Raw genomic sequence first — 13,365 nt, 5'->3', positions numbered from 1 at the left:
ATGACCACCGAGGGGGAGAAGACGACGGCATCGGCGGCCCCGGCCGGACCCGCCCGGCAAACCGCCAAGCGGGCCATGGTCGGCCGACTGTCCTGGGGGCTGGCCGACCAGGCGGCCTCCAGCGTGAGCAACTTCGCGGTGGGCATCTACGTGGCCCGCTCGCTGGGGGTGACCGCGTTCGGGGTCTTCAGCCTCGCCTGGGTGACGTACGGCGTGGTGCTCAACGTCTCCCGCGGGCTGGCCACCGATCCGCTCACGGTGCGCTTCAGCGGCGTGCCGAGCGCGTCCTGGCGGGGGGCGGTGGGCCGGTCGACGGGTACCGCACTCGGCGTCGGTGCCGCCCTGGGCGCGGTGTGTCTGGCGGCCGGGCTCGGCCTCGGCGGCCGCGTGGGGCCCGCGTTCGCCGCCCTTGGTGTCATGTTGCCGGGGCTGCTGCTCCAGGACGCCTGGCGGTTCTCGTTCTTCGCCGCCGGCGCCGGACGGAAGGCGTTCGTCAACGACGTCGTGTGGGGTGTCGCACTCGTCCCGGCCATGGTGGTGGCGGCCCGTGCGGGCACCGTGGCCGCCTTCGTGCTCGCCTGGGGCGCGTCCGCCACGGTGGCGGCGGGGTACGGCTACATCCAGTCCGGCATCCGGCCCCGGATGACCGAGGCGCGCGGGTGGCTTCGCGAGCAGCGCGATCTCGGCTACCGGTACCTGGTCGAGAACGTCAGCCTCAGTGGCGCGAGCCAGCTGCGGGCGTACGGGCTCGGCGCGATCGTCGGGGTCGGCGCGGTGGGTGCGGTGCGGGGCGCCGAGCTCCTGCTCGGCCCGTTCCTCGCGGTGCTCATGGGGCTTTCGCTGGTCACCGTCCCGGAGGCGGCACGGGTGCTACGGCAGGCCCCGCACCGGCTCCGCACGTTCTGCCTCCTCCTTGGCGGGGGGCAGGCCGCCGGCGCGCTCCTCTGGGGCGGGGCGCTGCTGCTGGTGCCCGGCCGGTTCGGCGAGCTGGTGCTCGGCGGCGTCTGGCACTCCGCCTCGGAGCTCATCGTGCCGATCACCCTCGGCGTCGCGGGCGCGGGCCTCGGCACCGGCGCGGCTGCCGGGCTGCGCGCGCTCGGCGCGGCCCGGCGCAGCCTGCGCTGCCAACTGTTCGCCTCCGCCTGCTACGTCGGCGGCGGGCTCGGCGGGGCGGTCGCCGCCGGCACGGTCGGCTCGGCCTGGGGCGTCGCCGCCGCGACCATCAGCGGCTCGGCCGTGTGGTGGCTGCAGCTGCGGTCCGCCCTGCGTGAGCGCCACCGCAATTCCATCCCCGAAGTGAGGATTTCATGACCGCCCAACCCAGGCTGAGCATCGGCCTGCCCGTGTACAACGGCGAGGAGTACCTGGCCGAGTCGCTCGACGCCCTGCTCGGCCAGACCTACGAGGACTTCGAGCTGGTCATCTCCGACAACGCCTCGACCGACGGGACCCAGGAGATCTGCCGCAAGTACGCCGCGCGGGACTCGCGCATCCGGTACCTCCGGCTGCCCCGGAACATCGGCGCCACGCCGAACCACAACCATGTGTTCGCCGAGTCCCGCGGCGAACTGTTCAAGTGGGCCTCGCACGACGACCTGTACGGCCGGGACCTGCTGCGGCGCTGCGTCCAGGCACTGGACGAGCGGCCGGACATGATCCTCGCGCACAGCGGCCAGGCCGTCATCGACGGCGACGGCCAGGTGAAGGTCCCCTACGAGTACGGGCTCGCCACCGACTCTCCGCACGCGCCGGAGCGCTTCCGCAGTCTGCTGTTCGAGCCGGGTGGCGACGACTTCTACGGGGTGCTGCGGGCCGACGTGCTGCGCCGGGTGAAGCCGATGGACAGCTACCACCATGCGGACCGCACGTACGTCGCCGAGATCACCCTGCACGGGCCCTTCCACCAGGTGCCCGAGCTGCTGTACTTCCGCCGCGACCACCCCACCCGCGCCGAGCGGGCGAACCCGTCCAAGCGCTCCCGGTGCGTCAACCTGGACCCGCGTCGGGCCGGCTTGCTGCACCCGACGCCCCGGCTGCTCGCCGAGTACATGTGGGGCTTCGTCGCCGCGATCCGGCGGGCGCCGTTGTCCCCGGCCGACCGGCGCGCGTGCTACCGCCACCTGGCCGCATGGATGACCAGCCGGGTCCGGCCGGGCGCCGGCGAGCGGATCGAGGACCGCGCCCCGGTCGACCCGGCCCAGCTCACGGTCTCCGTCGACGCCCTCGTCGCCGGCCGTGAGGGAAGGCAGGCATGACGACTGGACACGAAACTCCGGTGCGCGTCGGGGTGTTCGGCCTGCTCGGCTCCGGCAACCTCGGCAACGACGGATCGCTCGAAGCCGTGCTCGGGTACCTCCGCGCCGGACACCCCGAGGCGGTCGTTGACGCGCTGTGCGGCGGACCCGAGGCCGTGACGGCCCGGTTCGGGATCCCCGCGACGCGGCTGCACTGGTACCGCGGGGAGTACCGGACCGCGTCGCGTGCGGGCGCGATCGCGGCGAAGGGTCTGGGTAAACTCGTCGACGTCTTCCGCACCGCTGCCTGGGTACGCCGGCACGACGTGGTGATCGTGCCCGGTATGGGCGTCCTGGAGGCGACACTGCCGCTGCGGCCGTGGGGCTTCCCGTACTCGCTGTTCCTGCTCTGCGCGAGTGGCCGGCTGCTGCGCACCCGGGTGGCGCTGGTCAGCGTCGGCGCCGCGACGATCGGCAACCGGCCGACCCGGGCCCTGGTGCGCTGGTCGGCGCGGCTGGCCGCATACCGTTCGTACCGGGACGCGCAGTCCCGTGACGCGATGCGGGCGATGGGCGTGGACACCGCGCGCGACGAGGTCTACCCGGACCTCGCGTTCGCCCTGCCGACGCCGCGCGCGAGCGGACCCGACAAGCTCTCAGTCCCGTCGGCCCCGCCGGGCCCGGTCTGCGTCGGCGTCATGGACTTCCACGGCGGGAACGACGATTGCGCCCGGGCCGATGAGATATACCGGCGCTACCTCGACGGGACGGTCCGGTTCGTCCGCACATTGGTCGAGGAGGGCAGGGCTGTCCGGCTGCTCACCGGTGACGAGTGCGACGCGTCGGTGGTCGCCGCGATCCTCGACGCGGTGGACTCGCCGCTGGTCACCGCTGCCGAGCCGTCCTCACTGGCCGATCTGATGAAGGAGATGGCCGCTGCCGACACCGTGGTGGCGGTCCGCTACCACAACCTGATCTGCGCGCTGAAGACCGGTACGCCGGTGCTCGCGCTCTGCTACGCGACGAAGAGCGACGCGCTCATGGCGGAGATGGGCCTTGGTGCGTACTGCCACCCGGCGCGCGAGGTCGACGCCGACCGACTGCTCGAACAGTTCCGTGCGCTGGAGAAGCGTTCGGCCGAGCTGCGGCAGACCCTCACCGAGCGGAACCTGGCCGCCGCCCGGCGACTCGAGCACCAGTTCAACTCCTTGACCGCCGCCCTGTTCCCGGCGACCGACCAAGCCCACACCTTGCGGAAGGCTCCATGAAAGCGAACGAAGTCCCGGAGATCACCGGCGCGTACCTCTTCGAGCCGACGCCGTACGCCGACGAGCGCGGCTTCTTCTGCCGCACCTTCGACGCCGACGTGGTCCGCTCGGTGGGCCTCGACCCGGACGCCTTCGTCCAGGACAGCCTGTCCCGCTCGGTCCGGGGCGTGCTGCGCGGCCTGCACCTGCGCTCCGGTGCGGGGGAGGCCAAGCTGGTGCGGTGCTCGTACGGGAGGATCTTCGACGTCGTCGTGGACCTGCGGCCCGACTCGCCGACCTACCGCAACTGGGCCTTCTTCGAGCTGTCCGGCGAGACGCAGACGACCCTGTACATCCCGGCGGGGTGCGCGCACGGCTTCCAGGCGCTGACCGAGACCGCCGACACCTCGTACCGGATCGACCGCCCGCACGATCCGGCCGAGGACGTGACGATCGCCTTCGACGACCCGGAACTCGCCATCCCCTGGCCGCTGCCGGTCGCATCGATGTCCCAACGGGACCGGGAGGCGCCGAGCCTCGCCAAGGTCCTGCAGCACAAAGAAAGTTGAGGCCGGCGTGCCCACCGAAGACACCCAAGAACTCCTCCTGCCCCGCTCGCAGCTGGCCAACGAGCGGCTGCACGCCATGATCCCCGGAGGCGCGCACACCTACGCCAAGGGCGACGACCAGTACCCCGAGAACCTGGCCCCGGTCATCAGCCACGGCCGCGGCGCCCACGTGTGGGACGTCGACGGCAACCGCTACATCGAGTACGGGTCAGGCCTGCGGTCGGTCAGCCTCGGCCATGCCCACCCGCGCGTGGTCGAGGCGGTGCGGCGGGAACTCGACCGCGGCAGCAACTTCGTCCGGCCGTCCATCGTGGAGGTCGAAGCCGCGGAACGCTTCCTGGCCACGGTGCCGACGGCCGAGATGGTGAAGTTCGCGAAGAACGGCTCCGACGCCACCACCGCCGCGGTGCGCCTGGCCCGCGCCGCGACCGGGCGCCCGCGGGTGGCCATCTGCGCCGACCATCCGTTCTTCTCCGTCGACGACTGGTTCATCGGCACCACGCCGATGTCCGCCGGCATTCCGGCGGCGACCAACGAGCTCACCGTGGCGTTCCCCTACGGGGATCTGGCCGCCACGGAGGAGCTGCTGACCCGGTACCGGGACGAGGTCGCCTGCCTGATCCTCGAACCCGCCGGCCACACCGAGCCTTCCCCAAGCTCTCAACTCCGTTCGAGCAGGGGAGACCCCACTCCCGGATACCTCGCCGGCCTGCGCGAGCTGGCCGACCGGCACGGCTGCGTACTCATCTTCGATGAGATGATCACCGGCTTCCGCTGGTCCGAGGCGGGCGCCCAGGGCCTGTACGGCGTCGTCCCCGACCTCTCCACGTTCGGCAAGGCGCTGGGCAACGGATTCGCCGTCTCGGCGCTGGCCGGGCGCCGCGATCTGATGGAGCTGGGCGGGCTGCGTCACTCCGGCGAACGGGTGTTCCTGCTGTCCACCACGCACGGTGCGGAAACGCACTCGCTGGCCGCCGCGATGGCGGTGCTCACCACCTACGTAGAAGAGGGCATCACCGCGCGGCTGCACGCCCTCGGCGAGCGGTTGGCCACCGGTGTCCGCGAGGCAGCGGCCGGCATGGGCGTCGGCGACCACATCGTCGTCCGGGGCCGGGCCAGCAACCTGGTCTTCGCCACCCTCGACGAGAACCGGCAGCCGTCGCAGCAGTACCGCACGCTGTTCCTGCGCCGGCTCCTCGCGGGCGGAGTGCTGGCCCCGTCGTTCGTGGTGAGCAGCGCGCTCGACGACGCGGACATCGACCGCACCGTCGACGTGGTGGCCCAGGCATGTGCGGTGTACCGGAAGGCACTGGACGCCAGTGACCCCACCCCCTGGCTGGGCGGGCGGCCGGTGAAGCCCGTGTTCCGACGCTTGGCGTGACGTGACGTCAGCGACGCTCACGCCGACCGGCTGCGGCCATCCGATCGACCAGCCGGTCGGCCATCCGATCGACCAGCCGGTCGGCCATCCGGTCGACCAGCCACGCGGTCGCCGGTATCACCGCGAGCGCGGTGCACCATCCGCCGAGGACGTCGGTCGGGTAGTGCGCGCCCAGGGCGACCTGCGCCCAGCCCATCGCGGCGCCGGCAACCAGCGCCGCGGCGAGCACGAGTGACGTGCCGCCCGTGCTGCCGAGGCCGAGCCGGCCGGTCGCGAGCAGCGCCGCCACGAGGGCGAGCGCGGTGAGGAAGGCGGTGTGCCCGCTCGGGTAGGACAGGTTGTCGCCGTGGATGGTGCGTCCCACCAGGTGCTTGAGCAGGGTCGCCGTCCCCACGGTCATGCCCACGCCGGCAACGACGAGCACCGCCGCGCGAGGACGCCGAAGCAGCAGGCAGCCTGCCACGGCGGCCACGACCAACAGCGCCGCTCCGGCGGGCTCCCCCCAGAAGTCCAGGGCCAGAGCGACGTTCCGCCACGGCGGCCGCACACTGTCCGCCGTCGGCTGGGTGATCCACCTGTCCACCATGCCGGGCTCGTCGTGGTCGGCGTACAGGACCCCGAGCACGGTGAGCGCCGACGCGGCGAGGGCCGCAATCAGCCCGAGCCGCACGCGCAGCGATGGGGGCAGCGTCGCGGGCGCCGACCGACCGGTCACACGCCCACCGCGTCCGGTCGACCTGCGGTAGTGACCGCCAACGCGAGCCCCCCGTCGTGTCCGACCCACCCTCCAGCGACCATAACCGTTGATTGCGCCCTGAGGTTGCCCGGAGGGTCAAAGTTCCGTCCAGACAACCGACTTGGGGCCGATGGAAGAACCCGAGCCTCCTCGGGCTGTAGGAACAACCGGTGCCCCGTCAGGACGTAACAGGCCAGGGACGTTTGCGTCCACACGATGTCTCTTCCCACCCCCGTGACCTGCGGCGAAAGTAGTTCCTGCCACCGGGCGTCACACCCACGACATCCTTCACAGCTGCACCTGCAGGGCAGCTGTTTGGGCCAGGGATGTGCCTTCGCCCGCTCGACTCACACGCCGCAGGAGAAACCATGAAGCTGAGTCATGCCATCCGCCGCACGTCCGCCGCGGTCGCCGTCGGCGCGATGTCCCTCGGACTGGTCACGATCACCGGCGAAGCCGCGCATGCCGTCGCCTCGTGCACCGGGAACGTGTCGATGTACGGCACGCTGTCCGACGGTCGGCTGACGTACACGCAGATCGAGCCGAACACCGGCGACCGGGTCAAGACGCTCATCGGCCCGAACCTCGGTTTCACGCCCAAGGCGATGGCGACCCTCAACTTCAACACGGTCCTGGTCACGTCGACCACCGGTGACCTCTACCGGGTCGACGTGCAGACGAACAACACCTCCCTCGCGGTCGCGGGAGTCGTCAAGATCTGGGACGGCGGCTGGACCTTCGACAAGATGGTCTACGACGGCGCCGGCCACCTCTATGGGACGGTCGACGGGCAGCTCCACCAGTATCTGGTGTCGCAGGACAAGCCCGCAGGGTCGGCCCACATAGGACAGCACGTCGTGATCGACACCGGCTTCGTCCTCAAGACGCTGGCCGCCGCCGGCGACGACCGCATCATCGCCTCGACCTCGGACGGCCGACTGCTCAGCTACAAGATCAACGGCGTGAACGACTGGGACCGCTCGGTCCTGAAGTCGAGCGGCTGGTCGGCGGTCGACTCGCTCTCCTCGCCCGGCGGCGGCCTCTACTACGGCCGTACCAGCGGCGGGATGTACTGGTACCACGACTCGGACCCGACCGACGGTGACGGCAGCGACATCGCATACCACCCCAACGACCCGGTGGACGCGTCCGGTTGGACCCAGACCCTGCTGTCGGCCTACGCGGACAACTGCGCCTACGTGGCACCGGCCCCGCCGAAGTCCGTCCAGGGCGGGACCATCTACCGCAACGAGGTCATGACCCGGGCCAAGGACTGGTACAACCGCAACGTCCAGTACAGCCAGACCGCCTACGCGACCGACATCGAAGGCGACGACTCCTATCGCACCGACTGCTCCGGCTTCGTCTCCATGGCCTGGCACCTCACCACCTCGCTGACGACCGAATCCCTCCCCAGCGCGGGTACGCAGATCTCCAAGGCCGACCTAAGGCCCGGTGACGCGCTGAACGACTACTCCGAGCACGTGGTCCTCTTCGCGGGCTGGAAGGACCAGGACGCGGGTTCCTTCTACTACTACTCCGAGGGCAGCCCGTCCTCGGACATGAACTACTCGACCGCGAACGTCTACAGCGGCACCATCGACAGCCACCCGGCCTCTTCGTACATCGCCCTGCGCTACGACAAGATCGCCTGACGCCCCTCCCGATGCCTCGAAGGCCCCGCCGGTCCCGGCGGGGCCTTCGAGGCATCGCCGTGCGCAACTTCCCCTCGGCCGCTGCCATCTCGGGAACCGTCACCCTCCTTGAGGGCTGAACTCCGTCGGCCCACGCCAAAAGAGCGGCGCCCCCGCGGACCGAGGGGGCGCCGCCGTTTCAAGTCGGCCGGCATCAGTACCAGTTGTTCGCCTGCCAGAAATTCCAAGCGTTGCACGGGGAGCCGTAGCGGCCGTCGATGTAGCTCAGACCCCACTTGATCTGAGTGAGGGGGTTGCCCCTCCAGTCGTCGCCCGCGACGTCCATCTTCGTGGCGGGCAGCGCCTGTGGGATGCCGTAGGCGCCGGAGGAGGAGTTCGTCGCGTTCCAGCGCCAGTCGCTCTCGTGGTCCCAGAGGGTCTCCAGACAGGCCCACTGCGCGGAGGTGGCCCAGGAGGCGTCCTTGGTGTTCATCAACTGCCTGCCGGCGGCTTTGACCTCGGTGATGTTGTCACGGTCGACCGTCTCTGCAGTGGTGGTGCAGGTGTAGGTGACCGGTTGGGCGGACAGCAGCTTCTGGGTCCAGCCGCTGGTGTTGACCGGGTCGTCGAGGTGGTACGAGATGTCGGAGCCGGAGCCGTCGACCGGGTTGGCGTCCTTGTACCAGTACATGGCGCCGGTGGACAGGCGGCCGTAGTAGAGGCCGGCGCCCGGCGAGACGAGCTGGTTGAAGCCGGACCAGCCCGAGGACTTCAGGGTGTTGCTCTTCCAGGAGCCCGCGCCCGCTACGGAGTAGTCGAGCAGCCGTCCGTCCTCGGTGGTGGCGCTGAGGCGGTCGTCGCCGGTGGCGGTGAGGGTCTTCAGTACGAACCCCGTGTCGATCTCGGTGCGCACGCCGATGTGCTGGGAGCCGGCCGGCTTGTCCTCGGTCACGTTGTAGCGCAGCAGCAGGCCGGCGGCGGTGGTGCCGTAGAGATGGCCGTGGCCGTCGTAGGTGAGCTTGTCGTGGGTCCAGCCGCTGTCGGCTATCTTCACCGGCGCGTTCAGCAGGGCGAGGCTGGTGTTGTTGGTCTTGATGTCGACGCGGTAGAGGGCACCGGAGGTCGACGTCACCAGGATCGTGTTGAAGTTGAGGGTGGCCATGGCCTTCGGCTCGAAGCCGAGAGCGGGCCCGACGAGCACCTTGGCGAGGTCTCCGGTGGCCGGGTTGATCTGGCTGAACGTCAGCCTGCCGTCGTCGAGTACGCCGTAGATGTTCACTCCGCCCGAGCAGGTGGTGGCCGCTTCGGCGGTGGGGGCGGTCACCGTGAGGAGTCCGGTGCCGAGAGCACCGGCCGTCAGCAGGCCTGTGATTCTCCGGCCGTTCTTGCGGATGTACTTCACTCTTCGTTCCCCCGGGGGCGGTTGTGGTCGGTCAGGCAGGCATTGGACGGTCGCCGAAAGGCCGGTGAGCGGACGTCGGCCGCAGCGAGTGGCTGTCGGCGGGGGCGGCTTACTGCCAGCCGGCGTCCGCCGTGGCGACCTGCCAACCGGCGTCGGCGACGACCGAGGAGGCCGGAACCGTGTCCGCCGTCGACTGGAGCGTGACCACCGGGGCGGCGAGAGCCGCGGCGATGACGAGGGAGGAGACCGCGGCGACCTTGGCGATTCGGGTGCGAAGCATGGCTGTTTCCGTTCCTTCCAGGGATGAGATGCGGTGTCCGGCCCGCCGTCGCGCCCCGCGGTGACGCTCGGCTCGGCCGGTGATCCATAGGTTCGTCGCAGCTCAGGTCCGTGAAAAGAGTTCAGGGATGGACGGAAAGGGCCTTGGACTGATGCGTCCACGCAGGCCGCTTCAGTCCACGGTCCGCGGTGCGAAGGCCAGCGGCATCAGCGGCACCCCCGCGCCGGTCAGTCGCGCCGAGGCGAATTGCGGTACGTCGCACAGCAGTCGGTGGCAGACCCGTACGGCCCGCCCCTCCGCCTCATCCAGCGAACCGGCCAACAGATAGAAGCCGAGCGTGAGTTGAGAGGGAGGGGTGGGATGCACGGCAACGTGCTCGACGCGGTCGTGGGGGACGATCGCCGATCGCACCAACGCCCTGATGTTCTGCGGCAGTTCATCGCCGGAGGGCAGTTGCAGATGCGTGTGGACCAGGTACATGCGCTCCAGAGTCTCAACGGAAACCGTGAGCAAGTCGGCCTGAGAACTGGACGGTTGAGGCCATGACCGGTTCCGTCCTGCCCCTGTGACGATCCCGCGCCCCTCTGCGAAGATCATCGTCGAACAGGGGATGCTGTACGCAGGCAACTGGGGGGAACCAGATGTTGACCGCTCTCGGGCTCGACTCCGTCGCGGAGACGGTGTACCGCGCCATGCTCAGACACCCGGCCGCCGGTGTCGCGGCCCTCGCCGACGCCGTGGGGCTCTCCGGGGAAGAGGTGCGCGACGCCCTCGACACACTGAGCGAGCTGGCGCTGGTGCGCCCCGCGGCCGGGGACGCGGGCAGGCTCCGGGCCGTCTCCCCGGACATCGGCATGGAGATCCTGATGGGCCGCCAGCAGGCCCAGCTGGCGGCCCATCAGCAGCGCCTCGAAGCCTCGCGGGCGGCCGCGGCCCAGCTCATCTCCGAGTACGCCGAGCTCCGTCCGGTCACCAGCCATCCCGGGGTGGAGCAACTGGTCGGCCTCGACCAGATACGCGACCGGCTGGCCGTGCTCACCCGCGAGGTGCGCGAGGAGTTCCTGACCTTCGCCCCCGGCGGGCCGCAGACCGCGGAGAACATGGCCGCCTCCCGGCCGCTCAACCAGGATCTGCTCGGCCGCGGGGTGCGCATGCGCACGATCTACCTGGACAGCGTCCGCGCCAACCGGCCCACCGTCGAACACGCCACCTGGCTGGCCGGACTCGGCGGCCAGATCCGCACGACTCCGTCCCTGCCGACCCGGATGATCCTCATGGACCGGACGACCGCCATGATCTCGGTCAGCAGCGACGACACCGCCGCGGGCGCCGTCCTGCTGACCGGCCAGGGCACGCTGACCGCGCTGTGCGCGCTCTTCGAGACCACCTGGGAGGCCGCCCAGCCGCTCGGCGAGATGGCCCCCACCGACCCGAACGGGCTCACCGGCCAGCAGGCGACCGCCCTCCGTCTCCTGGCCGAGGGCCACACCGACGAGGCGATCGCCAAACGGCTCGGGGTGTCGCATCGTACGGCCCGTCGGATCGCCTCCGAACTGATGGACCGCCTCGACGCACGCAGCCGTTTCGAGGCCGGCGTACGCGCCGTTCAGCAGGGCTGGCTGCCGGCGCGCCCCTGAAGGCGCGCCGGGGCCGAGGCGACACGACGGCTTCCGGGGCGGAGGGCGGTGGGTCACTGTTCTTGCCCGAGACCCGCGGCATCCGTCCACAACCTCCCGGCGGGACGACCTGCGGGCAGAATGTCCTCATGACAAAGCTGCCCGTACGGTCGGACCGTCGTACCTCCGCAGGTTCGGTGCTGTCGTTGTGGTCACAGGACTCCGTGTTGTCCATCGGCTCCGTGGGCTCGGTGCTGTCCGTGGGGTCCGTCGGTTCGGCCTTGTCGGTCGGCTCGATCGGAAGCGCGTTGTCGGTCGGCTCGATCGGTTCCTCCCTGTCCTTGATCTCGACCGGCTCGTGGATGAGTGTCGGATCGTTGTTCTCCGCACAGTCGCGGTGGTCGGTGCTGTCCTGGCGTTCCTCTCGCGGGTTCCTGGCCGCGGGAGCGGTTGGGGCAGCGACCGGAGGCGCCCTGCTGCTGGCCCAGATGCTGCACAAGGCCGACCACGCCCGGCGATGAGCGACCGCGTCCGAGACAGGGCGCCGATCTGAAAGTCGGCAGAGGAAACGAGTTCAGTTCCGCAGCGCGGACAGCCCGGCCGCCACCCGTTCGGAAGCCTCCGGCGGGGTCGAGGCGTGCGGGGAGAACCTGAGCGAGTCGGTGCGCACCGTCGGTGTGACCCCCTCGGCGTGCAACGCCTTCGCGACGACGGACGGATCGTGGTCCGGCATCGTGAAGGACAGGATGCCCGCGCGCCGCGCCGGGTCGGTGGGGGAGAGGATGTGGCCGTCGAACCGCTTGACGACCTCGGTGAGTTCGGCGATCCGCGTGGCGATCGCGGCCTCGATCGCGGCGACGGTGTGCCGCTCGACGAGGTCCAGCGCGGCCGCGAACGCGGCGGCCGACACCGGGCTGAGGTTGGTGATCGACCACCGCCGCGCGTCCGCGGCGGGCGGGTGCTCGATCCCGTCGAAGAGGCCGACGTCCTCGACGCCCGTCCAGCCGGTGAGGACCGGGTCGAGGGACTCCAGCGCTCGATCGGACAGGGTCGCGAAGCCGGTCGCCCATCCCGCGCGCAGCCATTTCTGACCGCCCGCCACCACGACGTCGGCCGCGTCCCAGGACATCCCGGCCACGCCGAACGCCTGGATGGCGTCCACGATCAGCAGCCGGTCAGGTCCGATCGCCTCGCGCAACGCCGCCAGGTCGGCGCGGAAGCCGGTGCGGAAGTCCACGGCGCTGACGGACACGGCGACGACGTCGTCGGTCAGCGCGGCACGGACCAGGTCGGGGGTGACCCCGCTGCCGGGTGTCGGCTCGAGCCAGTGCGGTGTTGCCCGGCCCAGGTCAGCGGTGCGGCGCCACGGATAGTGGTTGGCCGGGAAGTCGGTGCGCGGCGCGAGGACCACACCTTCCCGGATGCCGAGAGCGGCGTGGAACAGGCCGGTGGACGCGTTCGGGAGCAGCACGGTGTGCCGGGCGTCCGTGCCCGCGAGGCGGGCGGCCGCGTCACGCGCGGCCGCCTCCGCGCGCATCAGGCCGTCCACGGTGGTGTGATCGGCGCGCGCGGACTCCTCCATGGCTCGCGCGGTGGCGGCCACGGCATCCCGCGACGGCGGACCGAACCGTGCGAAGTCGAGGTACCCGGCGGGCGTGTCGAAGTGGGCTGCGTACGACGTGAGCACGGGGCTCGTCCTTCCGGGACGGTGCGGGCGGTACGGGTCGGGCGGGTCGGGCGGTGTGACGGCGAGTGCGCCGGGTGAGGAGCGCCGCGTGGCCGACGGACCGGCGTCCGCCCTTCGCCACCGCGCGCGTCTCAACCGCTCGCACGCTACGCGCTTCACACCGCTCGGACCGGCCCGGGGTGCCGCGGGTGCCGACCGGGGTGCCGGCCCGCGACTGCCACGGACGTCACCGTCGCTGCTCCTGTCTCCTGCTCGCCGCCGCCGGGACCACAGGGACGCGCGGCCCTTCACGCACCACCGCATCGGCGGCAGACCGAACCGGCAGCGCGATGTGCGGCGAACCGGCGGCAGGGTCTACGGGGGCGAACTCCCCGGCCGTCGGTACGAGGAGCGCGTTGTCCGGACCCGGTCGCCCGCGCCGAGCACGACAGCGCGCCCGACCGAACCGACGAGGCGGACTGCGTGCTGCGCCGGCGGCAGAGGCGGGACGGGCCGGGGCCCCCCCAGCGGGGGCCCGGCGGCCCCGGAGCCGCTGGCCGCGCCGCCGGGGCGCCGGGTGCGGGGGGTTAAGCCGGGGGC

The 13,365-nt window shown here is 71.2% G+C and carries 13 protein-coding genes; 8 read left to right on the top strand and 5 right to left on the bottom strand.

Going from position 1 to position 13,365, the window contains the following annotated elements:
* From ABZX90_RS38935 to ABZX90_RS38915, 5 genes are read left to right on the top strand one after another with little or no spacing between them, the layout of a single operon-like run.
* Positions 1-1,311, top strand: coding sequence for a hypothetical protein (locus ABZX90_RS38935; protein ID WP_355213103.1), 1,311 nt, complete (start codon positions 1-3; stop codon positions 1,309-1,311).
* Positions 1,308-2,255, top strand: a complete 948-nt coding sequence (locus ABZX90_RS38930; RefSeq protein WP_355213044.1) for a glycosyltransferase family 2 protein — start codon at positions 1,308-1,310, stop codon at positions 2,253-2,255. The genes ABZX90_RS38935 and ABZX90_RS38930 overlap by 4 nt, the downstream gene beginning before the upstream one ends.
* Positions 2,252-3,502: a polysaccharide pyruvyl transferase family protein gene (locus ABZX90_RS38925; RefSeq protein WP_355213042.1), complete on the top strand. Its 1,251-nt coding sequence runs from the start codon at positions 2,252-2,254 to the stop codon at positions 3,500-3,502. The genes ABZX90_RS38930 and ABZX90_RS38925 overlap by 4 nt, the downstream gene beginning before the upstream one ends.
* Positions 3,499-4,050 carry a dTDP-4-dehydrorhamnose 3,5-epimerase gene (gene rfbC, locus ABZX90_RS38920; protein WP_355213040.1) on the top strand — a complete coding sequence of 184 codons (552 nt, stop codon included), beginning with the start codon at positions 3,499-3,501 and terminating at the stop codon, positions 4,048-4,050. The genes ABZX90_RS38925 and rfbC overlap by 4 nt, the downstream gene beginning before the upstream one ends.
* A 7-nt stretch (positions 4,051-4,057) precedes the next feature.
* Positions 4,058-5,431 (top strand): glutamate-1-semialdehyde 2,1-aminomutase, encoded by a 1,374-nt coding sequence (locus ABZX90_RS38915; RefSeq protein WP_355213038.1) that lies wholly within the window; start codon positions 4,058-4,060, stop codon positions 5,429-5,431.
* A gap of 7 nt (positions 5,432-5,438) precedes the next feature.
* Here ABZX90_RS38915 and ABZX90_RS38910 read toward each other — a convergent pair whose 3' ends face one another.
* Positions 5,439-6,146 (bottom strand): phosphatase PAP2 family protein, encoded by a 708-nt coding sequence (locus tag ABZX90_RS38910; RefSeq protein WP_355213036.1) that lies wholly within the window; start codon positions 6,144-6,146, stop codon positions 5,439-5,441.
* 389 nt (positions 6,147-6,535) lie between these two features.
* On the opposite strand from ABZX90_RS38910, the gene ABZX90_RS38905 reads away from it, so the two are divergent.
* Positions 6,536-7,822: a hypothetical protein gene (locus tag ABZX90_RS38905; protein ID WP_351134096.1), complete on the top strand. Its 1,287-nt coding sequence runs from the start codon at positions 6,536-6,538 to the stop codon at positions 7,820-7,822.
* Between the two features lie 193 nt (positions 7,823-8,015).
* Here ABZX90_RS38905 and ABZX90_RS38900 read toward each other — a convergent pair whose 3' ends face one another.
* From ABZX90_RS38900 to ABZX90_RS38890, 3 genes are all read right to left on the bottom strand, one after another.
* Complete coding sequence (locus ABZX90_RS38900) at positions 8,016-9,203, bottom strand: tachylectin-related carbohydrate-binding protein (RefSeq protein ID WP_351134098.1); 1,188 nt, start codon at positions 9,201-9,203, stop codon at positions 8,016-8,018.
* A 109-nt stretch (positions 9,204-9,312) separates the two neighbouring features.
* Positions 9,313-9,483 (bottom strand): hypothetical protein, encoded by a 171-nt coding sequence (locus ABZX90_RS38895; protein ID WP_355213033.1) that lies wholly within the window; start codon positions 9,481-9,483, stop codon positions 9,313-9,315.
* Between the two features lie 171 nt (positions 9,484-9,654).
* Complete coding sequence (locus ABZX90_RS38890) at positions 9,655-9,963, bottom strand: hypothetical protein (protein WP_351134102.1); 309 nt, start codon at positions 9,961-9,963, stop codon at positions 9,655-9,657.
* Positions 9,964-10,124: 161 nt separating this feature from the next.
* On the opposite strand from ABZX90_RS38890, the gene ABZX90_RS38885 reads away from it, so the two are divergent.
* A complete protein-coding gene (locus tag ABZX90_RS38885; RefSeq protein WP_355213031.1) occupies positions 10,125-11,120 on the top strand; it encodes a helix-turn-helix transcriptional regulator in 996 nt (331 codons plus the stop codon).
* A 128-nt stretch (positions 11,121-11,248) separates the two neighbouring features.
* On the top strand, positions 11,249-11,620 hold the full coding sequence (locus ABZX90_RS38880) for a hypothetical protein (RefSeq protein WP_355213029.1): 372 nt from the start codon (positions 11,249-11,251) through the stop codon (positions 11,618-11,620).
* A 53-nt stretch (positions 11,621-11,673) separates the two neighbouring features.
* Here the strand turns inward: ABZX90_RS38880 and ABZX90_RS38875 are convergent, their stop codons facing one another.
* Complete coding sequence (locus tag ABZX90_RS38875) at positions 11,674-12,786, bottom strand: aminotransferase class V-fold PLP-dependent enzyme (protein WP_355213027.1); 1,113 nt, start codon at positions 12,784-12,786, stop codon at positions 11,674-11,676.
* Between the last annotated feature and the right edge of the window lie 579 nt (positions 12,787-13,365).

It is taken from the genome of Streptomyces sp. NPDC002935, from assembly GCF_040611295.1.
Taxonomy (GTDB): Bacteria; Actinomycetota; Actinomycetes; order Streptomycetales; family Streptomycetaceae; genus Streptomyces.
The sequence above is the reverse complement of the archived record's forward strand: the minus strand, read 5'-3'. Positions and strand labels throughout refer to the sequence as shown.